26 protein-coding genes are annotated in these 26,828 nt (G+C 60.7%); 5 read left to right on the plus strand and 21 right to left on the minus strand.

The genetic code is table 11. The features are described 5' to 3' along the window. Nucleotides 1-14: 14 nt before the first annotated feature. From N5B55_RS24720 to N5B55_RS24735, 4 genes are all read right to left on the minus strand, one after another. Nucleotides 15-680 carry a methyltransferase family protein gene (locus N5B55_RS24720; protein WP_004635159.1) on the minus strand — a complete coding sequence of 222 codons (666 nt, stop codon included), beginning with the start codon at nucleotides 678-680 and terminating at the stop codon, nucleotides 15-17. Nucleotides 681-703: 23 nt separating this feature from the next. Beyond that, nucleotides 704-1,018, minus strand: a complete 315-nt coding sequence (locus N5B55_RS24725; protein ID WP_004635160.1) for a DUF2933 domain-containing protein — start codon at nucleotides 1,016-1,018, stop codon at nucleotides 704-706. A gap of 73 nt (nucleotides 1,019-1,091) precedes the next feature. Beyond that, nucleotides 1,092-1,385, minus strand: coding sequence for a heavy-metal-associated domain-containing protein (locus N5B55_RS24730; protein ID WP_004635162.1), 294 nt, complete (start codon nucleotides 1,383-1,385; stop codon nucleotides 1,092-1,094). Between the two features lie 771 nt (nucleotides 1,386-2,156). Beyond that, nucleotides 2,157-3,752, minus strand: a complete 1,596-nt coding sequence (locus N5B55_RS24735) for an oleate hydratase (protein WP_004635167.1) — start codon at nucleotides 3,750-3,752, stop codon at nucleotides 2,157-2,159. Between the two features lie 378 nt (nucleotides 3,753-4,130). Here N5B55_RS24735 and ftsH point away from each other — a divergent pair, with 378 nt between their 5' ends. Beyond that, nucleotides 4,131-6,071 carry an ATP-dependent zinc metalloprotease FtsH gene (gene ftsH / locus N5B55_RS24740; protein ID WP_009241692.1) on the plus strand — a complete coding sequence of 647 codons (1,941 nt, stop codon included), beginning with the start codon at nucleotides 4,131-4,133 and terminating at the stop codon, nucleotides 6,069-6,071. Between the two features lie 112 nt (nucleotides 6,072-6,183). Here ftsH and N5B55_RS24745 read toward each other — a convergent pair whose 3' ends face one another. Continuing rightward, nucleotides 6,184-6,789 (minus strand): YqaA family protein, encoded by a 606-nt coding sequence (locus tag N5B55_RS24745; RefSeq protein WP_009241693.1) that lies wholly within the window; start codon nucleotides 6,787-6,789, stop codon nucleotides 6,184-6,186. A gap of 76 nt (nucleotides 6,790-6,865) precedes the next feature. After that, on the minus strand, nucleotides 6,866-7,726 hold the full coding sequence (gene ppk2, locus N5B55_RS24750; protein ID WP_004635170.1) for a polyphosphate kinase 2: 861 nt from the start codon (nucleotides 7,724-7,726) through the stop codon (nucleotides 6,866-6,868). A gap of 348 nt (nucleotides 7,727-8,074) precedes the next feature. Here ppk2 and N5B55_RS24755 point away from each other — a divergent pair, with 348 nt between their 5' ends. Further along, nucleotides 8,075-8,323 carry a hypothetical protein gene (locus N5B55_RS24755; protein WP_004635173.1) on the plus strand — a complete coding sequence of 83 codons (249 nt, stop codon included), beginning with the start codon at nucleotides 8,075-8,077 and terminating at the stop codon, nucleotides 8,321-8,323. Between the two features lie 156 nt (nucleotides 8,324-8,479). Here the strand turns inward: N5B55_RS24755 and N5B55_RS24760 are convergent, their stop codons facing one another. Genes N5B55_RS24760 through N5B55_RS24775 form a run of 4 tightly spaced genes read right to left on the minus strand, consistent with a single transcriptional unit; the run spans nucleotide 8,480 to nucleotide 11,009 of the window. Then, complete coding sequence (locus tag N5B55_RS24760) at nucleotides 8,480-8,956, minus strand: hypothetical protein (RefSeq protein WP_009241694.1); 477 nt, start codon at nucleotides 8,954-8,956, stop codon at nucleotides 8,480-8,482. Between the two features lie 51 nt (nucleotides 8,957-9,007). Continuing rightward, nucleotides 9,008-9,508, minus strand: coding sequence for a TPM domain-containing protein (locus tag N5B55_RS24765; protein ID WP_004635178.1), 501 nt, complete (start codon nucleotides 9,506-9,508; stop codon nucleotides 9,008-9,010). After that, nucleotides 9,508-10,389: a TPM domain-containing protein gene (locus tag N5B55_RS24770; protein WP_004635180.1), complete on the minus strand. Its 882-nt coding sequence runs from the start codon at nucleotides 10,387-10,389 to the stop codon at nucleotides 9,508-9,510. The genes N5B55_RS24765 and N5B55_RS24770 overlap by 1 nt, the downstream gene beginning before the upstream one ends. After that, complete coding sequence (locus N5B55_RS24775; protein ID WP_004635183.1) at nucleotides 10,386-11,009, minus strand: LemA family protein; 624 nt, start codon at nucleotides 11,007-11,009, stop codon at nucleotides 10,386-10,388. The genes N5B55_RS24770 and N5B55_RS24775 overlap by 4 nt, the downstream gene beginning before the upstream one ends. Before the next feature lie 254 nt (nucleotides 11,010-11,263). Here N5B55_RS24775 and N5B55_RS24780 point away from each other — a divergent pair, with 254 nt between their 5' ends. Then, entirely contained in the window at nucleotides 11,264-12,448 is a 1,185-nt protein-coding gene (locus tag N5B55_RS24780) for a methionine adenosyltransferase (RefSeq protein WP_004635185.1), read from the plus strand. A 50-nt stretch (nucleotides 12,449-12,498) separates the two neighbouring features. On the opposite strand, the gene N5B55_RS24785 is transcribed toward N5B55_RS24780, so the two are convergent. The 6 genes from N5B55_RS24785 to N5B55_RS24810 all read right to left on the minus strand — a co-directional run bounded on the left by N5B55_RS24785 (nucleotide 12,499) and on the right by N5B55_RS24810 (nucleotide 19,658). Next, on the minus strand, nucleotides 12,499-14,196 hold the full coding sequence (locus N5B55_RS24785) for an ABC1 kinase family protein (RefSeq protein WP_004635187.1): 1,698 nt from the start codon (nucleotides 14,194-14,196) through the stop codon (nucleotides 12,499-12,501). A 96-nt stretch (nucleotides 14,197-14,292) separates the two neighbouring features. Continuing rightward, the gene (locus N5B55_RS24790) at nucleotides 14,293-15,438 is read right to left on the minus strand and encodes a hypothetical protein (RefSeq protein WP_004635189.1); all 1,146 of its coding nucleotides are present in this window, start codon (nucleotides 15,436-15,438) and stop codon (nucleotides 14,293-14,295) included. Continuing rightward, a complete protein-coding gene (locus N5B55_RS24795; protein WP_004635192.1) occupies nucleotides 15,431-17,923 on the minus strand; it encodes an ABC transporter permease in 2,493 nt (830 codons plus the stop codon). The genes N5B55_RS24790 and N5B55_RS24795 overlap by 8 nt, the downstream gene beginning before the upstream one ends. Continuing rightward, a complete protein-coding gene (locus N5B55_RS24800; RefSeq protein ID WP_004635197.1) occupies nucleotides 17,920-18,624 on the minus strand; it encodes an ABC transporter ATP-binding protein in 705 nt (234 codons plus the stop codon). The genes N5B55_RS24795 and N5B55_RS24800 overlap by 4 nt, the downstream gene beginning before the upstream one ends. Further along, on the minus strand, nucleotides 18,621-19,394 hold the full coding sequence (locus N5B55_RS24805) for an outer membrane lipoprotein-sorting protein (protein WP_004635198.1): 774 nt from the start codon (nucleotides 19,392-19,394) through the stop codon (nucleotides 18,621-18,623). Before N5B55_RS24805 ends, N5B55_RS24800 begins: the two co-directional genes overlap by 4 nt. A 39-nt stretch (nucleotides 19,395-19,433) precedes the next feature. Further along, nucleotides 19,434-19,658, minus strand: coding sequence for a hypothetical protein (locus tag N5B55_RS24810; RefSeq protein ID WP_004635200.1), 225 nt, complete (start codon nucleotides 19,656-19,658; stop codon nucleotides 19,434-19,436). A 490-nt stretch (nucleotides 19,659-20,148) separates the two neighbouring features. Between N5B55_RS24810 and N5B55_RS24815 the strand changes: the two genes are divergently transcribed. Beyond that, nucleotides 20,149-20,394, plus strand: coding sequence for a hypothetical protein (locus N5B55_RS24815; RefSeq protein WP_004635201.1), 246 nt, complete (start codon nucleotides 20,149-20,151; stop codon nucleotides 20,392-20,394). Nucleotides 20,395-20,580: 186 nt separating this feature from the next. Continuing rightward, on the plus strand, nucleotides 20,581-22,464 hold the full coding sequence (locus tag N5B55_RS24820; RefSeq protein WP_004635203.1) for a DUF3141 domain-containing protein: 1,884 nt from the start codon (nucleotides 20,581-20,583) through the stop codon (nucleotides 22,462-22,464). Between the two features lie 415 nt (nucleotides 22,465-22,879). On the opposite strand, the gene N5B55_RS24825 is transcribed toward N5B55_RS24820, so the two are convergent. Genes N5B55_RS24825 through N5B55_RS24845 form a run of 5 tightly spaced genes read right to left on the minus strand, consistent with a single transcriptional unit; the run spans nucleotide 22,880 to nucleotide 26,823 of the window. Next, nucleotides 22,880-23,542 carry a methyltransferase family protein gene (locus N5B55_RS24825; RefSeq protein WP_004635205.1) on the minus strand — a complete coding sequence of 221 codons (663 nt, stop codon included), beginning with the start codon at nucleotides 23,540-23,542 and terminating at the stop codon, nucleotides 22,880-22,882. A 2-nt stretch (nucleotides 23,543-23,544) separates the two neighbouring features. Continuing rightward, nucleotides 23,545-23,796, minus strand: coding sequence for a DUF2933 domain-containing protein (locus N5B55_RS24830; protein WP_004635207.1), 252 nt, complete (start codon nucleotides 23,794-23,796; stop codon nucleotides 23,545-23,547). A gap of 44 nt (nucleotides 23,797-23,840) precedes the next feature. Further along, nucleotides 23,841-24,140: a YHS domain-containing protein gene (locus N5B55_RS24835; protein WP_004635209.1), complete on the minus strand. Its 300-nt coding sequence runs from the start codon at nucleotides 24,138-24,140 to the stop codon at nucleotides 23,841-23,843. Between the two features lie 14 nt (nucleotides 24,141-24,154). After that, the gene (locus tag N5B55_RS24840; protein ID WP_004635211.1) at nucleotides 24,155-24,373 is read right to left on the minus strand and encodes a hypothetical protein; all 219 of its coding nucleotides are present in this window, start codon (nucleotides 24,371-24,373) and stop codon (nucleotides 24,155-24,157) included. Then, nucleotides 24,370-26,823 (minus strand): heavy metal translocating P-type ATPase, encoded by a 2,454-nt coding sequence (locus tag N5B55_RS24845; RefSeq protein WP_004635213.1) that lies wholly within the window; start codon nucleotides 26,821-26,823, stop codon nucleotides 24,370-24,372. Before N5B55_RS24845 ends, N5B55_RS24840 begins: the two co-directional genes overlap by 4 nt. Nucleotides 26,824-26,828 lie beyond the last annotated feature (5 nt).

Genomic DNA, 26,828 nt, shown 5'->3' on the forward strand with positions numbered 1-26,828 from the left:
CCTCCCCCTTTTTGTCATGCGTGGTGGTGGCGATCCGCTTGCTTGTCGCCAAAATTCGGGATGAACCGCGGGGTGTGCGACGCATAGTGCGCCCACTCCTCCCCAAATTCGCGCTCCGCCCACTTCTCTTCCGTAATGGCCAAACGCACGTACATGACCACCAGCACTGGGAACATCAGCAGTGTCAGGATGGTCGGCCACTGCAGTAGAAAACCGAACATGATCAAAACGAAGCCCACATACTGCGGATGCCGGATACGGGAGTAGGCGCCGGTGGTCGCCAGCGTATGGCTCCGCTGGTTGTGGTAAAGCACCGCCCAAGCGGCCGACAATAGCCAAAAGCCACCGCCGATGAAGATAGCGCTCAGCAGATGGAACGGCCCGAAATGCGGATTGGCGCGCCAGCCGAACATCACCTCCAGCAGGTGGCCAGCGTCATGCGACATGAAATTCACGCCGGGGAACTTCGCGCTCAGCCAACCCGACAGGAGGTAGATCGTCAGCGGGAAGCCGTACATCTCGGTGAATAGCGCCACCAGGAACGCAGAGAACGCGCCAAACGAACGCCAGTCGCGCGGGCTTTGTGGCTTGGCGAAGCTGAACGCGAAGATGATGAAAACGAGGGAATTGATGATTACCAGCGACCATAAGCCATAGGCGGGAGGTGTCGATTGGTCCATGATGGCGCTCCTCTGAGAAGAACTTAGTGGTGGTGATGCTGAGCGCCCTGAACGGGCGGTTGTTCGCTGGCCGTCGACCCCGATGGGCGGCTACTTCCGGAATCGGAACCGCGCGGCTGGTCCTCGTGACCTGCGTGCCCTCCATGGCCACCGTGCCCGTGGAAGAGGTGCAGCAGCGGACAAGCCAGCAGTAGAAGAAACGGCAACCAGCCGAACAGATGTGCCCGGTGCTCGGTGAACAGGAAGAACAGGGCAATCAACGCAAACGCAATGAAGATGGCCCCTGAACCGATGCGGCCCGACTGGCGGTGCCTGGAGAGAGATCGAAGCGACGACATGAGAACTCCTTCGCAAGGTCAAGGTTAGGGACGCCGATCGGTGCACTGCCCGGCCGCCCCTCCTAGCGGTCTATCAGTGGCAGCATCCACCGCTCTTGTGAGCAGTGCCGGTTGGGACGTCACCATGGTGGGCATGCTCCGTCTTCGCTCCGGCGCCAGTGCTAAGCGACTCGGCTTCGTAACCGGCTGCTGCCAGCGCGGCCAGCATTGCGGGCGCGGCCTGGGCGTTACCGCTGACGCGCGCGATACCGCGCGCCAGATCCACGTCGACGGCATCCACACCAGGCACTCGCTGCAGTGCATGAGTAACCGACGAGACGCAGGAGCCGCAGCTCATGCCCTTGATCTTCAGTTCGATAGTGTCCATGGAAGAAATCCTTTTAGGAGGTGACGTTGAAAATCTCACTGCGACTGCGTTCAACACAGCGCCAGACACTTTCCGGCAGTAGAGAAAGAACGCAATCGAGACGCTCGGGGCGAATGCCGACCAAGGCCGCTTTTGTTCAGTGCATTGACGATGGAACGGCGTGTTGCAACGCACCTTTGGCGGTGTCCGCACTGGATGCGCGTCAAGGCGATACGTAAGACAAAGCCGCGCACTGCCAAACAGCGACAGAGCGCTATAGCGTCAACCGGAGGAAGACGATTGGTATAGACGCGAACTTGTCCGCTGGCCGGGGATTGGACTGACGGTGCACACTGCAGCGGTCCACCTCCGGCGTGGATGCCATGCTCATCGGTAATGGCACGGCCACCGGAATGAGAGGCTTGTCATGATCCGACAGCACACGGGGAATGCTGGTTGAGGACTTTTCGCAGAAGCTGTGGCAGGCAATCTTGCCGCTATCGTCACAGCCATCATCGTCGGCATCCGCATGGTGTCCATGACTGTGGGCTGACACGTGGCCAGATGCCGGCGCTGCGGCCTTACCTGCATCCGCGACAGCGCACGCGTTTGCGATGCCGACGGCCAGACCCAACAGCCACACCAGTAGCATTTGAGCTGCCCAGCGGCGTAGATGTCGGGAGTGGAAGAACATGATTTCTGCCCAAAGAGAGGAACGGTCACACAGAGTCAGCCTAGGCGCGGATGTCCAACCTCCGGTTGATACAAATCAACCGTAAACCGTCCGACGGTTCAACTCAACAACGTCTTCAGGCCCGCAAACGCAGCGCCTGGGTCAGCAATCCCGTGGTAAATGGCCGGGATCTCGTTCTTCAAGCCCAGCAGCCCATAAACCGCGTGCATCGCGCCGCGAACCGAATATTCGACGGTGAACACTACGTCCTGAGGGATCTCAACATACTGCCCAAGCAGCGCGAAGTTCTTCGCTCCGTGCGGGATCACTGGCGGCCGATCCGAAGGCTCGCGGCGCTCAAATTCGCTGGTGATGTACGGCATCATCACCGGGATCACAGTGGTGGTACGACAGACCTCGTCAAGAATGTCCTCGCAATGCAAATGGTGCAGCAGCTCGGTGAGGATTTCCTGGCCGGTTGCCTGGGCCATCGTCTTGTCGATGTAATCGCCCTTGTTGTCCACGAAGAGCCCGTAGCCCCACAGGGTGTACATGTCTTTCGGCTGTCCGGCGAAGTGCGGCGCGTGAGGCACGACGATCGACATCAGCCAACTCGAATCCTTGAACGTCATCAGACCGCCGGTGCCTGGCGCATTGCCGGTAAAGGTCTCAATCCGGTGCACAAGCGCCGGGCTGCGCATCGTCAAGGTGAACGACTCCCACTTGCTTTCGTCGACGTTGCCACAGAACGCATTCGGCCGCCCGAGCCCAGGTTCCTTACGGGCCATGGTCTCCCACAGAGTCCAGGCGCCATCGCGTTTGTCGCGCACCAGTTCCGGTGCATGGTGGTCGTCCCCATAAGACGCGTCGGCGGTCATCGAGCCGATGGTGATGAGCACCAGATCCTCTTGCCGCACGTCATAGGCCATCGGCTGTCCGCCGCGCACCACGCGCAGCAGTCCAATTCGCCGGCCGTCACCGGTTTCAACAAAGTCGACATCCTCCACCTTTGTGCCATATTCGAACACCACACCCTGCTGTTTCAGCCATTGCTCCATCGGCCGCACGATCGCGTCATACTGGTTCAGCGGCGTGCGCCGTACGCCGGCCAACGTGTGGATACGCGGGAACTCCTGCAAGAAGCGCAACATATAGCGTTTGAGTTCGATCGCGCTGTGCCAGTTCTGGAAGGCGAAGGTCGTACGCCACATGGCCCAGAAGTTGGTCTCGAAGAAGTGCGGCGAGAAACAGTCCTCAATGCGAAGCGTATGCAGCAGCCCTTCTGGCGTGGCCAGCAATCGCATGATCTCCAACCGGTCATGGAGGTTGAAACCCAGATCGGCAGCGTCGAGGATACGGCGTTGCCCGTCGATCAGCCGGGCGTGTGAATCCGAGCGCCATTCGGCGTTGAAGGCCCAGGCCTGCTGCTTGACACTGATTTTCGGATCATCCAGCGACGGAATGCTGTCGAGCACGTTCCACAGACAGACATAAGTCTCTTCGGTGAACATGCGACCGCCCCGAGTTACATAGCCTTTGTGCGGATCACCGGAGCCATCGAGCGCACCACCGGCCACCTGCTGTTCCTCCAAGATGTGGATGTTCTCCCCCTTGAAGCCTGCGTCGCGAATCAGCAGCACGGCAGCCGACAATGACGCAATGCCGCTGCCAACCAGGTATGCGCTACGGTGCTCGTTCTTCGTTACCTCAGCCATGGAATCCTCTGATTCTGTGTGGATGCTCAATGAGCAACGCGACTTGGGAATACTTTAGGTGGGTATGCGATCGATACTTTGCGCCAGCGCAAGTTGCTGTTGAGTCTCATGCCGCCGTAATGGATTTGTCATGTTTGCTTTCCGCGACACATCCCCTATCGGCTGGGCACAACCATGGAGAAGCCACGGCGCTTGCGCCCGCGCGCGCGGCCCCAATGTCGCGGGTTGATGAAGGTCAACCTCGGCGATTTCCAAGCGTCAATACTGGGAACGCATACCAATGCGCGGTTGTCCGGCGCCTACCCAGGCCGCCCACCAACCTTCCCAGCATTGGAGACCAGACTCACTTTCAATAAGGTCGACTTGGAGAAGAATCCCATGGAACCGCGACAGCAACAGTTCTCCCTCTGGTACGTGCTCGTGACCATACTGGCCATGCTTGCAATCCAGACGCTCTTCGTGTCGGGGCATGTCGAGACGATCCCATACAGCGATTTCAAGGTCCTACTGAAGGCTGGCAAGCTCAAGGACGTGGCTATTGGTGAGCAGGCTATCAGCGGAACCTTCTCGACAGAAGGTATCGACAATCTCCTTGCCAAGCAGCAGATCGAGGAAATCCGCCGAGAGGCAAAGGGCGACCACGCCTTCTCCACGCTTCGAGTGGCCGATCCTGAGCTGGTGCAGGAGCTCGAAGCGGCAAAGGTGCGCTTCGTCGGGCAGCCCGACAACAAATGGCTGAGCACGATCCTCTCGTGGGTTGTGCCGGCCGTCATCTTTTTCGGTATCTGGAGCTTTCTCATCAAGCGCGTGGGCGGCGCCGCCGGCAGCATGATGGAAATTGGCAAGAGCAAGGCAAAGGTCTACATGCAAAAGGAGACCGGCGTGACTTTTGCCGACGTGGCTGGAATCGACGAAGCCAAGGAGGAGCTGTCGGAGATTGTTAGCTTCCTGAAAGATCCTCAGCGGTACCAGCGCCTGGGCGGAAAAATTCCCAAGGGCGTGCTGCTGGTTGGGGCCCCGGGCACTGGCAAGACCTTATTGGCAAAGGCCGTGGCAGGCGAAGCCGGCGTGCCATTCTTCAGCATGAGCGGCTCCGACTTCGTCGAGATGTTCGTTGGTGTGGGTGCAGCACGGGTCCGCGATCTCTTTAAGCAAGCCGAAACCAAAGCCCCCTGCATCATCTTCATTGATGAGCTTGACGCACTCGGAAAGACGCGAGCACTGAATGCGGTCGGCGGCAACGAGGAGCGCGAACAAACACTGAACCAGCTTCTGGTCGAGATGGACGGTTTTGATAGCAACAAAGGCGTCATCATCATGGCCGCCACAAACCGACCCGAGATACTGGACCCCGCCCTGCTTCGCCCCGGTCGCTTTGACCGCCACGTCGCACTGGACCGGCCTGACCTCAAGGGACGGGAGCAGATTCTCAAAGTTCACGTCAAGGGCGTTGTCCTCGCTCCTGAGGTCGACCTGACTAAACTCGCCGGACGGACCCCGGGGTTCGCAGGTGCCGATCTTGCCAACTTGGTTAACGAAGCCGCGCTCCTTGCCGCGCGCAAGAGCAAGCAAATGGTCGAGATGGCAGATTTCGACGAGGCGCTTGACCGGATCGTCGGCGGCCTGGAAAAAAAGAACCGCGTGATGAATCCGAAGGAGAAGGAAACTATCGCATTCCACGAGGCAGGACATGCCATCGTCGCGGAGCATCGGCCGCTGGCTGACCGTGTCTCCAAAGTTTCCATCATTCCGCGGGGCGTTGCGGCGTTGGGTTACACGCAACAGACCCCAACCGAGGACCGCTACCTGCTCAAGCGCAGCGAACTGCTTGACCGGCTCGATGTCTTGCTCGGTGGCCGTATTGCGGAACAGCTCATTTTCGGCGACGTATCCACGGGCGCACAGAACGACCTGCAGCGCGCAACCGACATGGCTCGGCAGATGATTACCCAGTTTGGCATGAGCGACCAGCTGGGCCTGGCCACGTACGAGAATATGCCGAACCCGCTCTTTGCTGGGACGGGGCTAATGCAGCGCGAACGCAATGAATACAGCGAGAGCACCGCACAGATGATTGATGCTGAAGTCCGTAAGCTATTGGCAGAAGCAAGTCATCGCGTACAAGCGACGCTGGAAGGACAGCGGACCAAGCTCGATGCTCTGGCCCAATTACTTCTCGAGAAGGAAGTGGTTGACCGCCAAGACCTGGACATGTTTTTGTCAGCGAAGGTGACGCCAATGCCTCCGCCCAAGCCCGTCGCGAATATCGAGGAGTCAACTGCAACGGGGAAACCGGACCAAAAAACGCAAGGCACATAGAGCGAAGATTGATGCCATGGCATGCCAAGAACGCAACCACGCCAAAGCGCGGCCGGCTGCCGGCAATCAATGCGTTCACCACGTGAGACAGGCGCCCCGATGGTGTATTGAGCTACCGACGCCCTCCCCGCGTGGGGGTTGTGCCACCGTCAGCCTTCGTGCCGTTGCCGAGCACTGCCCGCAACGTATCGACATGGCGCCGGCCGTGGCGCACAAGCCGATCCGGAAATCGCGAGGCGAGCCAGGCGTAAACATGGTATTTCGCCAACTTGCCGAGCCACAGTGCGGCGATGACCTCTGCGACCGGAAGTCGCGAGATCGCCGCAAACATGAGAGCGGGGGTGAGAGGCACCGGTAATGCGGCAATGACCGAAAGCGATACGACGCCGTAGTGTTCGAGCCAGTGGGTCGCATCACGCCACGCGGTGGATCGCACCACGTCCGGGTAGGCAGCGAACAACCGGTTCCACCCCAGGTGATGAAAGACGAGGTACAGCACGAGAGCGCCAACAGCGGCCCCCAGGCTGGCCAAAGTCGCGATGGACACCCAGCGGCGCGGCGCCAACAGGACTGCGGCCATCAGCAGGCTGGCAAATGGAACCGACATCGACAGTTCCGCCGCCAGTGCTGCCCCGGCAACCACCAGTGGGAACGCGCGCGAGTCGGCCCGCCGGGTTAGGGCACGGAGCAGACCGGACTGCAGGCTCAGGCGTAGCATTGCTCAGTTGCCTTCATCGCTCACGCAGACGACCTTCAAGCGTCTCCTCCTTATCGATTGCGTCTGCTGGATAGCATCAGGATGCGAGACGTTTCGCATCGAGGCACTCCTTCGAAAATTCGAACACGACCTCAGGATCGGGAGCGACCAGCTTGTTCTTCTTGCCCGCGTAGTGCAGCCGCGACAGGATGTGACGAATCAAGTTGAGCCTGGCCGTGCGCTTGTCGTCGGCGAGCACGATGTGCCATGGCGCGGCAGCCGTGTGCGTATGCATCAGCATGGCGTTGCGTGCCGTCGTATAGGCATCCCAATGCTTCAACGCCACGGCGTCGACCGGGCTCGTCTTCCACTGCTTGAGCGGATCGCGGCGCCGCTCGGCAAGTCGGCGAGCTTGCTCGGCTTTGCTGATGTCGAGGTAGTACTTAAGCAGCTTGATACCGGAATTGACGAGCATTTCCTCGAAGTGGGGCACGGAGTACATGAACTCGTCATACTGCTCAGCAGTGCAGAAGCCCATCACGCTCTCAACGCCTGCCCGGTTGTACCAGCTGCGGTTGAAGAGGACAAACTCTTCGGCGAGAGGAAGATGGGGCACGTAGCGCTGGAAATACCAGCCGGTGCGCTCGCGATCTGACGGCTTACCCAGCGCTACCACCCTCGTCTCGCGGGGGCTGAGAAATTCGATAATGCGTTTGATGCTGCCGTCTTTGCCTGCCGCATCCCGCCCCTCCAGCAGGACAAGGATGCGGTCACCACACCCGATGAAATGCCGTTGAAGCTTGACCAATTCAATTTGCAGCAGGTGCAGTTGCGCCTCGTAGTCCTCGCGACCCTGGACTCCTTTGGCAGCATCGACTCGCGCCTGGCTGGACGATAAGCCAGTTACGTGTTCGGCGTCCGATGAAGTGGTCTTTTTCTTCGACTTGCCTTTTGCCATATGCGCACCTCCGGCGTTGGCTATGGAAACGGGAGTAACGCTCCAGAGCGTCATCAGCCGTATGGCGGTTTCGTTGTTACGAAACGCTCAAATGGGCAGACAACCACATTTTGAACCTACGAACGGGTGAACAAGCTTAAGCACCTGCCAATTTTGCGCGGTTGATGTGAGTCAAGCGCCCTCCGATGTATGGTCGAATTCAGGAGGACATGGATCAGCGCGACTATTGCGCGATCCTTTGCCCGAATGACGCTCTCGTAATGTGGTCGTCATCGCTCGGTCAGGGGCGGATTCTTATAGTGGCTCCCATAGCAAGTCCTTTGAGTCCAACCACTTCAGGAGAATGCAATGAACCACACCAAGAAGACCGTCTTGATCGCAGCCGCGCTGATTTCTCTCGGCGCGAACATTTCCAGCGCAGCAACCTCCAGCAACGGGGCCCTCGCTCAGCGCGACGTCTACACCGACGGGGCGCGGGCTGCTGACGCGCGCGATCCGTACACTGATGGCGCCAAGGCTGGAAAGTTTGAGATCTACTCGGACGGCGCATGGACGGGCGACACGCGCTATCCGGCCACCGGTGGCTCGTCGAGTTGAGGCATTACGAAATGTCTACGCGATCATGGCCCTCAACCTGAGTTGACAGGTCTTGGTCGCTGCTGACCTTTTCGACGTCCAATCATCGTCTTACAGGCTTGGCGAATCCGCCGAGATGCATTGGTCGGCACAGTATCGGCCATGCTCCATCCGGTATCAAGGTTCACTTCCGCCGATGTGCGGAGGCGAGACCGAAATCCGATATTCGATGTCATTCGTTCGGTCAACAAGTTTCACCAGTACGCGGAAATACACGCGCCCACTCAGCACCGAGGTGAACACCTGGCCGTAGGAAACCTGGCCGTTGATAACCATGGGCGTCAGATACTTCGGCGGCGAATCAACGATCCCGACTTCCTTGAGTTGCGCACGCACCACGGCATCTGTGATACGGGAGCCGTCGGCACGAAACAACGCCACTAGCAAGTGGTGAGGGCGGCCGCCTCCCGGTGAAGGTGCGCCATGCGACTCCTCCAAGTCGAGCCTTTCCGAGGCGATGGCGGCGGGAATCAACCCCCAGTAGAGGACGACGCCCTCACGTTCGAGCCGCGCTTGCGCGAGCGTTTCCACCGACGGCAGCGCCAAGACACAAATCACCGCAGCGTAGGGAACAAATGAGCGCAGAGACAACATATTCACCTCCTACCGCGACTTCGCAAATATCAAACAGAGATTTCTGCGTCTTCACAGGATGACCGGCTTGCCGGGCAACCTCTGCTCGCGCCGGTCGCGCGCCGGGAAATGCTGCGTCAGGCGCAGCGTGATGGATCGTATCCCGTCGATCACACCGCGCTCATATTCGGCGCGCCGACACGCGGCTTCCATCTGGCTGCAGATCGCCTGCCATCCTTGAGCACCAACCCGCGCGTGAATGCCACGGTCGGCAACGATCTCGACACTGCGGTCCGCCAGCAATAGATAAATCAGGACGCCGTTGTTCTGCTCTGTGTCCCACACACGCAGTTGCGAAAAGACTTCAAGAGCCCGTTCCCGCGCCGTCACCCCCTTCCATAGCGCAGAGAAGCTCAACGCGCCTTCCACGGCAAAGCACAGATGCCCGACATGGGACGACTCGCTTTGAGCGATCGCTTGCCCGATGGCCCGCATCGCCTTGCGCGGGAACGCTCGCCTGACGCGCCAGTGCGTCGTCAGTAGATGGGAAAGAATTCGCTTGATGTTTTCCATCACCATTTTCCCGAGGCACCACCACCACCGAAACCACCGCCGCCTCCACCGAAACCGCCGCTGCCACCGCCGAAACCGCCGCTGCCACCGCCGAATCCCCCGCGGCCCGAGCGTGAGCCTGTAGACCAAGAGCCTCCGTGCCCAACCATGCCCGGACCCAATAGCGTATAGATGAGCGCGATCACTCCCGCCGTAAACGCGACAAAAATGGCGCCCGAAAGCAACCAAGCGACTAGGGCGACGGCGCCGCCCGCTGCAACCGCCCCCGGAAAACGGCCAAGGAAGTCTCGCAGCGCGCCGCCAAACACCAACGTCAACACCAGAATGACAGGCATATAGGACCGAACGGATACGCCTCCGTCGCGCGTCGACCGTGAGGGGGGCGGCAGTGCTTCACCCTCAATCACGGCTTGCATACTCTGAACACCGTCTTTCACGCCGCCATAAAAATCGCCAGTCTTGAACCGCGGCGAGATGACTTCGCTAATGATGCGCTTGCTTGTCGCATCGGTTAGGACACCTTCCAACCCGTACCCGACTTCAATGCGAAGTGTGCGGTCGTCTTTAGCGATGATCAGCAGTGCGCCGTCGTCGACGCGCTTTCGCCCCAACTTCCATTGCTCGACCACGCGCAGCGAATACTGTTCGATGGCTTCGGGCAGTGTGCTGGGCACGATCAGTACAGCGATCTGCACGCCCTTTTTGTTTTCGAAGGCTTGCAGCGTCTGTTCTAGCTCTGCTAGTTGCCCAGGCGTGAGTGTGCCGGTCTGGTCAGTCACCCGCGCCGTCAAGGGTGGCACGGCAACTTCGGCAACCGCCCCAAAAGAGACGAGCGCAGCCGCTGCCACAAGCAAGCCACGCGCGATTTTGAGGAGGTTCACTTGGAGCTCCCCGGCGCACTGGCGGACGGCGAACCGAATTCCACCTGGGGCGGCTTGGCAATGGCCGTCTCGTTGGCAACGGTGAAATTGGGCTTCTCCTGATAGCCGAAGGCCTTCGCGGTCAGATTCGATGGAAATGAGCGCACGGTCACGTTGTAGCTCTGTACCGATTGGATGTACCGATTTCGTGCAATGGTGATCCGGTTCTCGGTCCCCTCAAGCTGTGCTTGCAGATCGCGAAACCCAGCATCTGCCTTCAACTGCGGGTAGTTCTCCGACACGGCAAGGAGTCGGGACAGCGATCCGGTCAACTGCTGCTGCGCCGACTGGAATCGGGCAAACGCCTGCGGATCATTGAGCAACGCAGGCGAGGCTTGGATGGCGCCGACACGCGCGCGAGCCTCAGTCACCTCCGTCAACACCTCTTTCTCATGACTTGCGTAACCCTTGACCGTGTTGACCAGGTTCGGTACCAGGTCGGCGCGCCGCTGGTATTGGTTCACGACTTCAGACCAGCCTGCCTTGACCTGTTCATCCTGCGCTTGAATGGTGTTATAGCCGCACCCCGAGAGGCTGATTGCCAAAATTACCGCAACAACGACTGACCATGCTGCTCGCATCAGACACCTCCATTTTCGAGATTCTTAGCCCCGGAGGCATGGGAACACCGCGCATGGGCCAACCATGCCGTTCCTGCCACACAAGAGCCCATGCCGCTCCGGGTGTCCTGTTTCCATGCTAGTCACTCGGGCGGCGAATTTGTTGATGTCGCTCAAGGCCCACAATCGCGACCCCCGAGGGGACGGTCTTAATACCAAACTGGACTGCCAGTGAATAGAATGACCCAATCGGATTTGGGCAGGAGCGTCTTATCATGCGGACTGTCGGCGAAATTGCACTCTCCATCTCGACCACGTCGACGCTGGAAGCCACACAAACCGAAATTGCCGAGCACAAGGGCTTCGGCCATCCGGACAGCCTGTGCGATGGCGCCGTCGAGGCGGCAGCCTGCGCCCTATCCCGAGCCTATCTGCAAGCATACGGAGCGATTCAGCACTTCAACCTGGATAAGGCGCTGTTAATCGGAGGCATCAGCCAGCCACGGTTCGGCGGCGGCAAAGTTCTGCGTCCCGCGCGGCTGATCGTCTGCGGCCCCGTGACCGAGTTGCCGTCGGCTTCGGCCACGTCACTCGTCGAGCAATCCATCCGCGAATACCTGGTGGCAACCTTGGGAAAGGCAGGCAATGACATCGGCATCGAGCTTGTTTTGAGGCCTTCGGCGCCGAATCTTCAGCGTGTTATCCAGCAGGCGGCGCTTCCGCTGGCCAACGACACCTCCTTCGGCGTCGGGTACGCACCCCGCTCCCGACTCGAAGACACGGTCCTTTGCGCTGCGCGCGTCCTGCGCTCCAACGAATTTCGCAGCGCCTTTGATGCGGCTGGGGCGGATTTTAAGATCATGGGGCACCGGCTGGGCGCGCACTTCGGCCTTACCGTGGCGCTCGCACTCGTCGACCGAGACGTGGGAAGTATTGAAGACTATTTCACACTCAAGGGCCGATTGGCAGCGTACCTGGCTGGGTGTCTGCCGACGGCGTGCCATATCGGGATCAACACCCTGGATGACCCAGCTACGCTTGACGAGAGCGGAATTTACCTGACCGTGACCGGGTTAAGTGCGGAGCACGGCGACGATGGCGAGGTCGGCCGCGGCAATCGCGTCAACGGCTTGATCACGCCGTACCGCCCGATGTCATTGGAAGCGGCAGCGGGAAAGAATCCGGCCGCGCATGTCGGCAAGCTCTACAACGTGCTGGCACATCGATTGGCGGCGAGCATTCATGCCGACATCGAAGGCGTGGATGAAGTGACGGTCAGGCTGCTCTCGGCAATCGGCCACCCGGTCGACCAGCCTCAGTTGGTGGCGATCGACCTTGCAGCGGCGGGTGGGTTCTCCGCTGCGCGGCAGCGGCAAGTTCGCGAGCTGACCGCGCAGCATTTGGCGGCGCTTCCAGCGCTGATACGGGAGTTGGCCACGGGTGCCATCGCCGTCTTTTAGCGGAGCGCTGCATCGTTGCTTTCGAGGCCCCATTGCTTGTAGCGGCGCCTCTAGAACTTTCCTGATCGCAGGATCGCAACCGCCCAAGCGAGGCCCATCACGCTGGCGACGACGAAACCCAGAAGCCCCAGCACTGGAATGCCCGCATAGTGCGGACCGCTGTGGAACGCCATGACGATTGAGGAGCCAATCACGACGCTCGCAATAATCAAGCTCAAGCTCAGCCGGTTGCTTGCACGGTCGATATGCGCTTCCAATCCTTGCAACTGGTCGTGTTTGATATGCAGCGTCGCCTTACCGCTGCTGAGCGCCTCCACCGTGCGGTTCAGAATGTCGGGCAGCAAGGCGGCGGCGTGATGCAGCGCGCGCAAGGTGCGGAATCCCCTGCTGAACTCGGTCTGTACATTCGCCCCCTGCAATAGTTTGCGGCCGAGCAAATGCGGCGCATATTCCCGCAAGGACGCGAGTGCGTTGAAGTCCGGGGCGAGCGTCAACGCTTGCGATTCGACCAGCATGAACGCTTTCGAGACCAGCAGAAACTGGCGCGGCAGTTTGATCCGATGGCGCTGGCTGAGCAGCGCAAACTGGCGGACAATTTCGCCGAACGAATAGCCTTTCCCGGCGGCTTCGTAGTATGCGTCAAGTGCCTGCGAAGCATCGCGGGTAAATGCCTCACGATCCACCCCCTCGGTCGCCACCCCCATCTCGAAATAGGCATCCACCATCCATGACACCTCGCCGGAACTGACGGCGAGAATCAACTGGGCCAAGGCTTCCTGATCATAGGCGGACAGCCGTCCCATGATGCCAAAGTCATGAAAGCAAAGCCGGCCGTCCTCCAGCAAAAATACGTTGCCCGGATGCGGGTCGCCGTGAAAGAAGCCGTCCTCGAAGACCTGCTTCAAGAACGATGCCATCAGCGCCTGCGCCACGCGCCGTCGGCTCTCCTGTTCGGACGACGGAATATGCGTAAGCTTCTTGCCGAAACTGCGCTCCATGGTCAAGACACGTCGGCTGGTCTGCTCCCAAAAGATGCGGGGCACGAAGACGTGCTTATCATCCTGCAAATTCTCCCTCAGGAGATCGCCGTTGCGCGCCTCGACTTGATAGTCCAATTCTTCGTTGATGAGCCGGGCAAACTCTTCCACCAGATCGCCCGGGCCAAATCGGCGACTCTCCGGCACATACCGCTCCAGTTGACGGGCCAAGAAGCGCATGATCCTGACATCGGCATGAATGATGGGCTCGATGCCGGGGCGCTGCACCTTGACCACCACGCTGGTGCCGTCAATCAACTGCGCCGTATGGACCTGGCCGATCGACGCGGCAGCCAGGGGCGTCTCATCGAAACTGGTGAACAACGCGTGAACGGATTTGCCCAGTTCACGCTCGACAATCTCACGCGCCTGCTCGCCAGGGAAAACAGCGACATCATCCTGGAGCCGTTGCAGCTCCTCGATATAGACCTCCGGCAACATATCGCGCCGCAGGCTCAGAAGCTGGCCAAACTTGACGAACGCGGGCCCCAGCCCTTCGAGCGTAGCTCTCAGCCGCTTTGCATCCTGATCGGTCGCTTGCACCGCCTCAACTGAAGCTTCGAGTGCGTCACGGCCAATCCGTAGCCGCTCCACATAATGCGCCCACCCTGCCCCGGCCAATGCGCGCAGGATGTACAAGAGCCGTGGCAGTTCAGCGGGCACCCGCTCGCGCACCGCTGGTTCGGGATTCGCATGCGTTATGACGCCCATGTTCCTTCTCCTCGTTGCCCACCTTCCCCATTGCCGCGCCATGCACGCATCCGAGCCCAGCTTTCCGGACGTCGACAGCCGGCAAGCACTATCGTTTTAGAAGAACCACTGTATCTGCGTGTAGTAGATGTGATGGAAATGTCCAAACTCACTGCCACTGCTGCCCATAAAGAACTGGGCGCCGATCTGCCAGTCGAGATTCGTCTTGATCGAATAGGTCAGCAGGGGCGAAACGAAACGGCTATGGTCGTCCAAATTGACCACCACATAGCCCTCCCACTTGAGCAGCGGCGTGATTTCGTAGCTCATGTAGCCACCAGCATAGTGCTTGGCAACGCTGCGAATCTTGCCGGTCAACAGCGACGTGAAATCGTACGCGGCGGCATTGGTCGTGCCGGCGCCGTTGTAGTAGAGCTCGGCGCTAAGCGTGAGCGTGTTCGCAAACGCATAATCGAGCGCGAGAACGGCACGTTGATAGGTCGAGCCAGTCTTGGCACGCACTTGCGTGAACTCACCACGAATGCCCGCCGTGCCGATCTGCCCCGCGAGATCGAAGCCGGCGACCTGCTCATTGCCGAAGCGCCCGCCGACAATGGAATAGTCCACGCCATGCGTGTTGGCGTGCCAATTGAATGCCGCGCTGGAGTCCGCGCCACCGTGCCCCGGCGCGTACACAGCGCTGATGCGGGAGATGGGCCCCAGCTTGTGCTCGGCCAGCACCGCGTCGACACCCACGCGCTCCTCGCGCTCGATGGCAGTCGGGTTCAGGGGGTTCAGCAGGTCGAGCGGGCTCCAGAAACGGCCCGTTCCCCATGCGATGCGCTGCCGCCCGATGCGCACATCGGTGTCGCCCGATGACAGGGTGACGTTGCCGCGATACAGCCGGTGCTGGCCGTAGTACGAGCCGCCACGCAGGTAATTGCCGTCGAGATCCAGGTACTGATCCGGCGCGAGACTGCTCTGGCTTGCGAACTGTGCGGTGTGCAGGTAGCTGCCGAACAGCAATTCGTTGTCGTACTGCAGATCCACGGCGACGTGCTCGGAGAGCTTGCCCTGCAACTGCAGCCGCAGGCGATTGAGATCGAGCAGATAGCGTTGCCCGCCGGGCACGATGGTTTCCGATTCCTCCAGCAAGCTCTTGTAGTAACCGGAAAATTTCAACCCGGACTGCGACGTCTCCTGCGCCGAGGCTCCGAAGGCCAGAGCCGCCAGAAGTCCGAACGGCACGGCTTGCTTAAACATGGCGTATCGCTTGCACTGGATCGAGCCGCGCCGCCTTGGCCGCGGGATAGAGCGAAACCAGCACGCCGGCAATCAACAGCGCAATACCCGGCGGGACCACCGTCGCACCGAAAATGCGCGGATAAACGATGCCGGTCAACCCGGGGATGGCGGAATATCCGGCGAAGAAGCTCGACAGGTCCATACCGGCATGCCCAAGATACAGCACCAGCGCAATGCCGGCGCCATACCCGACGGCAGACGCGATCAACAGCAAGGCGATGGACTCATATACGACCATGCGCCTCAAGGCGGCGGGCGACGTGCCAAGCGCCAGCATCACGCCAAACTCGCGCGTGCGCTCGGTGACGGCCATGAACACGGTATTGATGACCGACGTGGTAATCACCAGAAGCAGCACCGCCAGGATGATACTGCTCACCACGCGCAGGAGCCGGACCATGTCTTCGAGCTGCGGCAAGAGTTCCTGCCACGGTATCAGCGTCACGTCGGTGCCACCGATACGCGCGCGTAGCAGGGCAACGGCAGCGGACACGTGCGCGCGATCCTCCAGCCGGACATTGATGGTGGAAACGCGTGAACCGAGCGCAAGCAACGACTGCGCCGCTGGCAGCGTGACAAAAGCAAATGCGCCATCGAAACTGGCACTTTCCGTCGAGAAAATGCCCCCCACCCCGTAGGCTGCCGTGCCGAGCTCGCCGTTGGCGGCCTGGGCCATGACGACGATCTTCTCGCCCAGGCGGACACCGAGCTTGTCGGCGAGCCTGCGGCCAATCATGACTTCGCGATCGGCGCCAGGTATGAGCGCCCGTCCCTGGACAACCGTGCGGGAAATGAACGTGACCTTAGCCTCCGCCACCGGATCGATGCCGATGAGCATGATGCCTTCGGATTTCGAGGCCGTGCTGGCCAACGCCTGGACCTGGGTGCGCGGCGCAGCCGCAATCACGCCAGGCGTGCCCCGGACGGCTTGCAGCAGCGAGACGGCATCGTCGATGGCAAGCTCGGGGGCATAATCCTTGCGAAAGCCCTTGCGTTCGACCTGGATGTGCCCCGTCAGATAACGCGTGGAGTTCTCGATCGTCTGGTCGAAGAATCCGTCGAAAAACCCCAGGATGAAGACAAAGCCCACGATGCCGAAGGCAGCGCCTGCGGCCATGAGGGCCGTGCGGCGTGGATTGCGCAGCAGGTTGCGCAGTGCGAGCAGCACGAACACCGGCAAGCGGGAATCGCCCGTGTTTCGTGACGACACCCGCATGGCAGCGGGTAGCCCGCGAATCGCCTCGATGGGCCGCAACTGCACGGCCTTGGCAGCGGGATACAGTGCCGCCAGCCCGGCAATGACGAAGACCGCCACTGACAGCACGACGCCACGCTCGGCGCTCACCACCGGATAGACGACGTCGGACAGCCCGGGCATCGTGCGCAGCCCGGCTTCAAAACCGTGCAGATGGATACCCGCGCGCGCGAAATACGCCGTCACTGTCCAGCCGACGGCGTTGCCGACGATCAGGCCAACGATGCCCAGAAGGATCGATTCATACAGGACCAGCCGAAGCACGCGCGTGCGGCTCATGCCGACGGCAAGCATGATGCCGAATTCGCGCGTGCGCTCCATCACGGACATCAGCACAGGATTCGCCACCGCGAAGACGACCACCACGAAGAACACCAACAGCACCACGTAGGTCGTGACCTCGTGAAAGCGCGAACTGACCGCTACCATCGGTAGCAGCCGTGGCCACCCCACGACTTCGTAACGATCTCCCAGGCGCTCGGCGAGCCCCGCGCTGACCGGCTCCAGGCGCGAGCGCTCGCGCAGCCGCAGGGCGATGGCGGTGGCGCCACCGGGCGCGGAGAGAAACTCCCGCACAACAGGCAGCGGCATCACGGCGACGTAGCCGTCGAGATCGTCGATCTTGCTGCGGAAGATGCCGCGCACCGGATACTTTCCGCTCGATATCGAGCCGTCGTAGCCCTGCCCCACGAACACGATGTTCTGCCCGGGCCGCACCGCGAGCGCTTCAGCAAGCATCTCCCCGATCAGCACGCCGGGCGCGCCGGTCGTCAGCGGCTGCCCGGCCACGATGGCGTCCGAGAGCATCGTCACCTGCGCCTCGTCTGCCGGCTCGACGCCGACGAGCATGAGGCCGCGCGACTTGTCGCCCCGGCTGGCCAGCGCTTTGGTTTCCAGGCGGATGCTGGCGGCTGCCACCCCAGCCTCGTTGCGCACGGCATGCAGGATGGGGGCCGAGTCTGGCATGGCGAGATCAAGGATCGGATCGTCGTGGTAGCCCTTGAGATGCACCTGCGCATCGCCGGCGAAATACCGCGTGGTGTTCTCGACCATCTCGCGGTTCATGCCAGCGGTGAATCCCCAGTTGAAGATCATCGCCGCTAGGCCGATGGCGATCGACGAGATGGTGATGGCGGAACGCCTGCGGTTGCGCAGCACATTGCGCACGGCGAGTGGCAGCAGCATCATGGCGGTCGGCGCTCATCGGCTTCGATCCGGCCGTCACGCAGGCGAATGACCCGCCGCGCGCGTTCGACCACCATCGGGTCGTGGGTGGAGAACACGAACGTCACGCCGCGCCGTTCATTCATGGCCTTCATCATGTCCATGAGCGCGGCGCCGGCTTTGGAATCCAGATTGGCGGTCGGCTCATCGGGCAGCACGATGATCGGCTCGGCCGCGATGGCGCGCGCCACCGCCACGCGCTGCTGCTGCCCACCGGAGAGTTGCTGCGGACGCCTGTGCTCCATCCCTTCCAATCCCAGTTCCTTGAGCAGCGTCATGGCGCGGTCCCGGCGCTGCATCTCTGGCACCCCCTGCAACAGCATCACGAATTCCACGTTTTCTAGCGCGGAAAGAACGGGAATCAGATTGAACTCCTGGAAGACGAAGCCGATCTTGCGCAAGCGGATGTCCGAAAGCGCGGCTTTACCCAGTGTCCCGATCTCGCTGCCGTCGACCCAGACATGGCCTTCGGTGGGTGAGTCCAAGCCACCGATCACGTTCAGGAGCGTTGTCTTGCCCGAGCCGGACGGCCCTACCAGCACCGCAAAGTCGCCTTTGCGGATTTCCAGATTGATATGCTGCAGCGCATGCACGACGCTGGCACCTTGCCGATACAGCCTGGAGACACCTACGAGCTTGACGACTGTATCGGCTGCAGCATTCATGGCTTTTGCAGATTGCGCTGCGTAAAGCGTTCGTCGTCAATCGGCTGGTCGTAGCGCGCGGCCTTGACGACGATCACGGTTGCGTGGCCTGGATCATTCACGGGGCGCATTTCCCATTTGGTCGGAATGGTGCGGCCACCCATCGGGCCAACGTCGGAGAACGTCAGGACCCGCACCAGTTCGTTGCGCTCGTTGTAGTAATACTGCTTGAGCGGAATCGTATCCGCTTGCCGAATCCAGTAGAGAATCTTTCCCCACACGACGGCGGCATCCGGCTTGGGAATCGATTCAATCACGTAAGACGCGGCGCCGTTCAGCACCTCCGTGCGGAGAACCCGATGCGTGTAGTCATCCACGGCGCTGCTTTGCTTGACCAAGTCGTCGTTGGTGAAGTCGGAGCCCATCCAGGGCTGCAGCATCATCGACGGCGGAATCTTGATGGTGCGCTCGATGTTGGGCAGGTAGTTCCACATCTCCGAGCCGATACGCAGCGACCCAATACCGGCCTCCTTGGCCGGCGCCAGAACGCGGATGAACGAGCGCCGCGGCCGCTCCATCCAGGCGCGCAGGTCAAGCGCGCGCTGCCAGCGCGGTGTGGTGATCGTCATCTGGAACTCGCCTTGCAGCGTCTTGCCCCACAGCAGGGTATCGACGCGATCGACGAGCGTGCGGCCGTCTGGTTCCTCAGCCCAAGCCCCACCCACCATGCATGCGGCAGCAAACGCCACAAGGCACGCGGACACCAGAGAGGGAATGGCCTTGCGAACCATGGTGCCATCCGGGCAGCTGAACGATTTCATGGCATCCGACTAGCCAGGACGGCCAGACCCTTGCCGTGGCCATTCGACAAATGCCAGCACCCAAAGCCCGATCAGGTTGAAGAATGGCACCAGCACCAGAATGGCCCAAAAAGGCGACAACCCGATCCGCATCAGGATTCGGCCGATGGGATACAGCAATACCACCGCCATGACGGCAAACGTGATCCAGTGAGCGAGACCATAGCCGGCCATGTCGAACCCGTGAACCATCATCGTGCACCTCCTCGTGAAACCCAAGGTGTAACCCCAAGCACAATTCACGTTACACCTTTATGGGCGGCATCGCTTTACCTGGATCAAGGCATATTCGATCCAATTGCGTAGCAGGTAATAGCTTACCCGTCGCCATTTCAGCCCCCATGTGCCAGAAACATGCACCTGAAGATCAAGCAACTGGAATGCATGACAGAAAAGTCACCTTCCGGTCAGCTTCCCATCGGGAAGCAGTTGGCAGACTGCCGATACCCCGCTCATGGAAACCATCCCCGCACCCACCGCCCCTGCCCAAGAGCATTGGGGCATGGCGTACGAGACCAAACATCCTGCTATTGGCTGGGTGAAATGAGACATGGAGCGCCGATCCGGCTTGACATGGATCAAGCCACGGTCGCTATCCAGCAGGAGTCAGTGCAATAGTGGCCCCTCATCACCCAGAATGGACTGCAAAACTGAACCGCCAACTTTTATCGCTAGGAGACACAACGTGAACCGCAAAACCATCCTTTCCGCACTGCTGCTTGCAACCGCCGCATCCATGTCGGCCGGCGTATTTGCCACGGACAACGACATGCCCATGGCATCCGAAGCCTCCGGCGCGCACAAAATGAAACCGCATTCGCACGTCGCCGAGAAAGCTGGCGCTTCCGCCGCCAGCGCGCCGGCGGCCGCCCCCGCCGAGGACACCAAGGGCAGGGACAAGTCCAAGCATTTCCATCCCGATACCAAGTAAGTCTGCGCGCGGGCTCAGAAAAGAGCCCGCGCTTCAATTCACCTGACCTGCGACAACGAAGTTCGGCCCGATGCGGCTAAGCTGGCCTACAAGGCCCATGCAGTTGCACCGCATGATTTGCAGCCCGTGTCCGCACTGTCTGGTGACGGACATCACGACTTTCACAGGAAGTGATGAGGTGGTGTGATGACAGACCGTACGGTACAGCGCAAACGACGTCCGGCCCGATCGGCGCCGGGTGTAGCAGCCCCGGCGCTGCGGTTGGTTAGCGAACCGGACCACCAGGCCGAGCCACAGCCGGCACCTGCCGAGCCCCCTCTTGAGCAAGGGTGGGACTACTGGGTGGATGTCACGCAGCGGTGGATTCTGTTCATCGATATCCTGCGGCAACGCGCCAACAATATGTTGGCCCATGAGGAGGCCGGCCTGCCGCCACCGCTGCATTTCGACTACGAATTGCTACTGGATGCGCGAACCTTCGAGCGCCCGGCCAACTATGCCCTGCTCCGTATCACGCGCTGTGGCACCGACCACCTGGAGCGACAGGTTCGGGCGGATGCAACCCCCGTCATCGTCATCGACCCGCGTGCCGGTCACGGACCGGGCATTGGGGGCTTCAAGCGCGATTCGGAAGTCGGCATGGCCCTCGCCGAAGGCCATCCTGTCTACTTTGTCAGCTTCTTCCCGGCCCCCTGCCGCGGACAGACCCTTGGCGACGTCCTGAACGCGCTTCGTACCTTCGTCGAGGAGGTCGCGCGACGGCATGACGGGCAGGCGCCGGTGCTCTACGGCAACTGCCAGGCCGGCTGGGAAGTGATGCTCCTGTCTGCCCACTGCTGCGAGCGCGTCGCCTGCCCTGCGGTGCTCAACGGCTCCCCGCTCTCGTACTGGTCCGGCGAAGCAGGCGTCAACCCGATGCGCCTGCTCGGGGCGTTCACCGGCGGCGTGTGGTCAGCAAACTTTCTTGCCGATCTGGGCAACGGCCGTTTTGACGGTGCATGGCTGGTACAGAACTTCGAGGCACTCAAGCCTGAGTCCGCGCTCTGGACCAAGCTCTACACTGTCTTCGCCGATCCGGATGGTGAAGGTGACCGGTTTTTGGAATTCGAGCGCTGGTGGAATGGCTTTTACTTTCTCAGCCGGGAAGAACTGGTCGCAACCATCCAGGATCTTTTTGTCGGCAACAAGTTGGAAACCGGCGAAGTGCATGTCGACGGTAAGTGCACGGTCGACTTACGGCGCATTTGCAAACCGATCGTCATCTTTGCCTCGTACGGCGACAACATCACGCCACCGCACCAGGCGCTCGGCTGGATTCCCGTCGTGTACGAAAGTACGGAAGCTCTGGTCGCCGCCGGCCAGCGAATCGTGTATCTCACCAACCCGCATGTCGGACACCTCGGCATTTTCGTCTCCGCAAGCGTGGCGCGTCACGAGCATCGCGCGATCCTGCAAAGCCTCGATGCGATTGAGGCGCTGCCGCCCGGCTTGTACGAGATGAAGCTGTCGGAACACTCCGATGCGCCGCCACAGAACAACTCCCAACGCGGGGTCACGTTTGAGCCGCGTCGCGTCGAAGACATTCAATTCCCATACCCGCGTGCCCTGTTCGAGCATGTGCGCGCCGTCTCGGAAATCAACGAACGGCTGTATGACCAGTTCTGGAGCCCAACCGTGCGCGCGCTGGCAACGCCGTGGAGCGCTGAATGGCTGAAATGGAGCCATCCGATGCGCTGGACGCGCTATGCATGGTCCGAGCGGTTCCAACCATGGCTGTTGCTCGTAGCCGCCATGGCTGCGGGCGTGAGGGCCTCCAGGCGAAAAGCCGGGGAAGACAATATCTGGCGCGCTTCGGAAGAAGCGCTTAGCGCCACGCTGACACACACACTTGAGACAGGTCGGTCAGTGCGCGACTTGGTGGCCGAGACGGCATTCCAGTGGCTTTACGGGCCATCTTGGCCCTACTCGTTTGCGCAGTCTTATATTCCGGCATCAGACCATCGTGACTGCGACGTTGGAGAAGCAACGGTTCGCCAAGCTTGCAGCGCTTGCGACACTGACGTGCGGTGAGGTTTCCGGCGACTCTTAGCTGCATATCCAATGGGCGGTTGTGATGATCCAGACATGGGCAATGGCCCAATCAACGGGCGCTCGAATTTGCCGGCCAAGCGCACTAGCAACGCGAGCCTCAGCGGGCAGCGCTTTCTCTTTGACCTAACTGGCCGTTGTGCGGCGACTAAAAGAAGGCGCCCGCCGCAAAGAACCGTACTACAAACATGATGGCGGGATACAGAAGGGACCATCACGTGAGCAGTTGGCCGGCAGATGCTTGAAATCTACGCCATGGAAAAGCGTGCCCATGAAATCCACGAAAGGTTCGGGCGCCGCCAGCCAAGCCAACGTGCATTACGTGGAGAAGAGGATCAGAGTGGCGGACTCTGTTACAGCGGCTGCGAAGGGTTGCCTCCTGCCGAGGATGTCGTGATCAATGAGACGACGCCTTCGACGCACCACTGCTCCAACGGGGGATGAAACGTGGTGTGCGCTCACAATACGCTTCGTATGCCCGGCCGAACTCGGCCAGCGCATCTCGCTCCTCAGTCAGCGCGAGATGAACATACATCCAGACCAGCACTGGAAACATGATCAGCGTGAGCAACGTCGGCCACTGCAGCAGGAAGCCGAGCATGATCAGGACAAACGCCACATATTGCGGATGGCGCATGCGGGTATAGAGTCCACCGGTGGCCAGACGGTGCTGCTGCTGCGCCAGATACAGCACCCGCCAGGCGGAAGCGAGCATGATGAAACCACCGAAGATCAGCAGGTTGCTTAGGATGTGGAACGGCCCGAAATGCGGATTAGCGCGCCAGCCGAACATCACCTCCAGCAAATGCCCCGCGTCGTGAGAGAGGAAATCGATACCGGGAAAATGCTTGCTCAACCAGGGCAGCAACAAGTAGATCGTCAGTGGGAACCCGTACATCTCCGTAAACAGCGCCACGAGAAACGCCGAGAAGGCCCCGAAGGACCGCCAGTCACGCGAGGTCTTTGGCTTGGTGAAGCTGAAAGCGAAGATGATGAAGATGGCCGAGTTGATGATGACCAACGACCAGAGCCCGTAGCCGGATTGTGTGTCGTGCTGCATCGTTACTCTCCCTTTGGATGTACGTGCGTTGACGGCTCGCCCCCTTCGTCTTGGTGGCCGTGGTGCATGAACAGGTGCATCAACGGGCAAGTAGCGAGCAACAGGAAGGGCAGGAACGGGATCACGTGTGCCCGATGTTCCGTGAACAGGAAATAGGCGATCACAAGCAGGAAGCCTATCAAAACCCACCTGGACCTGAAGACTGTCCTGTGCGCCGCGTGCGGCCCATCTTCAGGGTTCATTTGATCATTCATGCGAGCCTCCTCGTCCACAGGCAATCGGCTTGAAAAAAGGCTGGCTAGCAGCACCCGCCGTGATGGCGATGGTGTTGGTGGACGAAACGTGAAGGATTCTGCTGAAAGACCGCGCGAGATTGCTCAGACTCGAAGTAGAACGTCTTCCCTTCAAAATTGGCCGTGATGGCGTGGGTCGGGTCAACCCGGTTTCCGGTCACTGGGTCACTGTTTGCATCTGGAGCGCCGTGCATCATGCCGGCACCCTCGCCGCCTCTGGAGCGCATCGCTTGGCTGCGCCAAAGGAACACCACCACCAATCCGCCCAGCACGATCCAGATCAGGTTTTGCGAAAGCCAGGTCATTTTCCACCTCCGTCTTACGACTTCCTACGCGATTTCAGTTCCCGCTCCACTGCCGCCTCAACCTCTCGTCTGGTTTGCCGTGAAAGACGCAAACTCATCCAGATCACCCAGACCGGACAGGCCAGGAGAATCAGCGCAACCAGCACCGAGAACAGTGAGATTCCGTACCAATAGAGGATGGCGGCGGCCAGCGCCGTCGCCACGGCGGCACAGAACCAGACAGCGGGTTTCATGCCGGCACCTCCTGCGCCTTACTTGTCAGCCGCACGCGCTTGAGCATGGCCGAATTCGCCACCACGCTAAGCGAGGACAGCGACATCGCCGCCGCCGCCAGGATGGGATTGAGCAGGCCGAAAGCCGCCACCGGAATGCCGATGGTGTTGTAGAAGAAGGCCCAAAACAGGTTCTGCTTGATCTTGCGCATCGTGGCGCGGGACAACTCGATGGAAGCCGCCACGTCGCGTACGTCATTGCGGATCAGGATGATGCTGCCGGTCTCCTTGGCCACATCCGAGCCCGAGCCGATAGCGACGCCGATATCCGCCGCAGCGAGCGCGGGCGCGTCGTTGACCCCATCGCCGACCATGGCAACCACCTCGCCGTCCTTCTGCAAGCCCTGGATGGTCTTGACCTTGTCTTCCGGCATGACCTCTGCGATTACGCGCTCGATGCCGACCTGCCGCCCGATAGCTTGCGCGGTGCGCTGGTTATCCCCACTGAGCAGAACCACCTTGATGCCGCGCGACTTGAGCATGGCAATGGCCTCTGACGCCTCTGGCTTGACCGTATCGGCCACGGCGATGATGCCAAGCAGTTCATGCCCGATCCCCGCCAGCATCGCTGTCTTGCCATCAGCCTCCAGCCCGGCCAGCGTCGCTTCAATCGTATCGACTGAGATGGCCTGCTGCGCGAGCATGCGCCGGTTTCCTAGCCAGGCCTGCTGGCCGTCGATGGCCCCCTGAATACCCATCCCCGACAGCGCCTGGATGTTGTTCGCCTTACGCGTCGCCAGCTCACGATGCTGTGCGGCACGGACGATCGCTTCGCCCAGCGGATGCTCCGAGCCGGACTCGACCGCTGCAGCAATACTGAGCAGCTCGGCTTCCTGGTGTGTCCCAAGCGGCAGGATATCGGTCACGGTCGGTTCGCCGCGCGTAATCGTGCCCGTCTTGTCAAAGACAACGGTGGTCAATTTCTCAGCGCGTTCGAGCACTTCGCCGCCGCGGATCAGGATGCCGGCGTCCGCGCCTTTTCCCACGCCGACCATCAAGGCGGCAGGCGTCGCTACACCCAGAGCGCACGGGCAGGAGATGATAAGCACGGCAATAAAGGCGAGCAGCCCCTGCGGGAAATGCCCCGCGAGCGTCCATCCGATGACAGCCAGCAGTGCAACGCCCACGACCGCCGGCACAAAATAGCCGGTCACCTGGTCGGCCAGCCGCTGAATCTGTGCCGAGCTTGCCTGCGCGTCTTCTACCATCTTGATGATCTGCGCCAGCGCCGTATCCGCACCGATGCGGGTCGCCTGGAACGTAAAGGCGCCTGACCGGTTCAGCGTACCGCCGATCACCGTTGCCCCAGGCTTCTTGTCAACTGGCATCGACTCCCCGGTCAGCATCGATTCGTCCACGCTGGTTTGCCCGTCCGTCACCTTGCCATCGGTTGGAATCTTCTCGCCGGGGCGGACCACTACCAGCTCCGAGACCATGATGCTTTCGGCGGGAATCTCGACTTCCTTGCCATCGCGAATCACGTGCGCCACAGCGGGCTTGAGGTCAAGCAGGCGACGGACTGCGGCGGAGGACTTCTTTTTGATGATCTCCTCCATGTACTTGCCCAGCAGCACAAAAGCGATGATGACCGCGGACACCTCGAAGTAGACATCGCGTTCGGCCACCTTCACCGGCAACCAGGATGGGAAGAACAACACGACCACGCTGTAGAAGTACGCTACCGACGTACCCAGCGCGATCAGGAAATCCATGTTGATGTTGCGCGTGCGGACCGCGTTCCACGCGCCTTTGTAGAAGCTCCAACCTCCAATGAACTGTACGGGGGTCACCAGCAGGAACAGCCATATTCCCCATGTGAACCAAGGCAGCGCCGGAATGGGCGCCCAAGTCAGCAGGGTCGCACCTGCAGCCAAGGCCAGAAACGCCCCGGCGCGTAACACCGCCAACGCCAGCACACCGGTCAAGGCAATGGTGACGCGCGTCTTCATCGCCTTCAGTTCGGACTCCGGCGACTCAAACGTGTGCAGACAGCTCTCGCTGCAGAAGTAGTACTTTCGCCCTCCTCGCTCTGCGGACAAGGCAGTGGCCTTGTCAACCATCATTCCGCAGATGGGGTCCTTGGCCAGTTGCTTCGTGCTTGCGGACACCGCAGCAACTCCGGTTGGCGCGTGATCATGGGCCGCGCCGTCGTGGTCATGCGCGTCATGCGCGTCATGCGAGAGATATCGCGCCGGATCAGCGAGAAAAGTCTTCTCACAGTGCCGAGAACAGAACCAATAGCGCTGATGCCCGACTTCCGTGCTGGCTGCTGCCTGCGCAGGGGAAATCTCCATACCGCAAACCGGATCGCGCACGCGACCGGCATCGACGACCGGTTGAGCGATGCGCAGCGCGCTCTGCCGACCGACCACTTGATCGCCACGATGGTGTCCGATGGAATCGCTTGGCATGCCAA

Source organism: Ralstonia pickettii, from assembly GCF_030582395.1.
Lineage (GTDB): Bacteria > Pseudomonadota > Gammaproteobacteria > Burkholderiales > Burkholderiaceae > Ralstonia > Ralstonia pickettii_D.

Bases quoted from the DNA above. Each gene is read 5' to 3' on its own strand.
- N5B55_RS24760 (WP_009241694.1), bottom strand. From the start codon at position 8,956: ATGTTGTCTCTGCGCTCATTTGTTCCCTACGCTGCGGTGATTTGTGTC.
- N5B55_RS24800 (WP_004635197.1), bottom strand. From the start codon at position 18,624: ATGAATGCTGCAGCCGATACAGTCGTCAAGCTCGTAGGTGTCTCCAGG.
- N5B55_RS24780 (WP_004635185.1), top strand. From the start codon at position 11,264: ATGCGGACTGTCGGCGAAATTGCACTCTCCATCTCGACCACGTCGACG.
- N5B55_RS24805 (WP_004635198.1), bottom strand. From the start codon at position 19,394: ATGGTTCGCAAGGCCATTCCCTCTCTGGTGTCCGCGTGCCTTGTGGCG.
- N5B55_RS24845 (WP_004635213.1), bottom strand. From the start codon at position 26,823: ATGCCAAGCGATTCCATCGGACACCATCGTGGCGATCAAGTGGTCGGT.
- N5B55_RS24790 (WP_004635189.1), bottom strand. From the start codon at position 15,438: ATGTTTAAGCAAGCCGTGCCGTTCGGACTTCTGGCGGCTCTGGCCTTC.
- N5B55_RS24830 (WP_004635207.1), bottom strand. From the start codon at position 23,796: ATGAATGATCAAATGAACCCTGAAGATGGGCCGCACGCGGCGCACAGG.
- N5B55_RS24730 (WP_004635162.1), bottom strand. From the start codon at position 1,385: ATGGACACTATCGAACTGAAGATCAAGGGCATGAGCTGCGGCTCCTGC.
- N5B55_RS24820 (WP_004635203.1), top strand. From the start codon at position 20,581: ATGACAGACCGTACGGTACAGCGCAAACGACGTCCGGCCCGATCGGCG.
- ftsH (WP_009241692.1), top strand. From the start codon at position 4,131: ATGGAACCGCGACAGCAACAGTTCTCCCTCTGGTACGTGCTCGTGACC.
- N5B55_RS24765 (WP_004635178.1), bottom strand. From the start codon at position 9,508: ATGGAAAACATCAAGCGAATTCTTTCCCATCTACTGACGACGCACTGG.
- N5B55_RS24775 (WP_004635183.1), bottom strand. From the start codon at position 11,009: ATGCGAGCAGCATGGTCAGTCGTTGTTGCGGTAATTTTGGCAATCAGC.
- N5B55_RS24835 (WP_004635209.1), bottom strand. From the start codon at position 24,140: ATGACCTGGCTTTCGCAAAACCTGATCTGGATCGTGCTGGGCGGATTG.
- N5B55_RS24745 (WP_009241693.1), bottom strand. From the start codon at position 6,789: ATGCTACGCCTGAGCCTGCAGTCCGGTCTGCTCCGTGCCCTAACCCGG.
- N5B55_RS24795 (WP_004635192.1), bottom strand. From the start codon at position 17,923: ATGATGCTGCTGCCACTCGCCGTGCGCAATGTGCTGCGCAACCGCAGG.
- N5B55_RS24785 (WP_004635187.1), bottom strand. From the start codon at position 14,196: ATGGGCGTCATAACGCATGCGAATCCCGAACCAGCGGTGCGCGAGCGG.
- N5B55_RS24725 (WP_004635160.1), bottom strand. From the start codon at position 1,018: ATGTCGTCGCTTCGATCTCTCTCCAGGCACCGCCAGTCGGGCCGCATC.
- N5B55_RS24810 (WP_004635200.1), bottom strand. From the start codon at position 19,658: ATGATGGTTCACGGGTTCGACATGGCCGGCTATGGTCTCGCTCACTGG.
- N5B55_RS24720 (WP_004635159.1), bottom strand. From the start codon at position 680: ATGGACCAATCGACACCTCCCGCCTATGGCTTATGGTCGCTGGTAATC.
- ppk2 (WP_004635170.1), bottom strand. From the start codon at position 7,726: ATGGCAAAAGGCAAGTCGAAGAAAAAGACCACTTCATCGGACGCCGAA.
- N5B55_RS24840 (WP_004635211.1), bottom strand. From the start codon at position 24,373: ATGAAACCCGCTGTCTGGTTCTGTGCCGCCGTGGCGACGGCGCTGGCC.
- N5B55_RS24825 (WP_004635205.1), bottom strand. From the start codon at position 23,542: ATGCAGCACGACACACAATCCGGCTACGGGCTCTGGTCGTTGGTCATC.
- N5B55_RS24755 (WP_004635173.1), top strand. From the start codon at position 8,075: ATGAACCACACCAAGAAGACCGTCTTGATCGCAGCCGCGCTGATTTCT.
- N5B55_RS24735 (WP_004635167.1), bottom strand. From the start codon at position 3,752: ATGGCTGAGGTAACGAAGAACGAGCACCGTAGCGCATACCTGGTTGGC.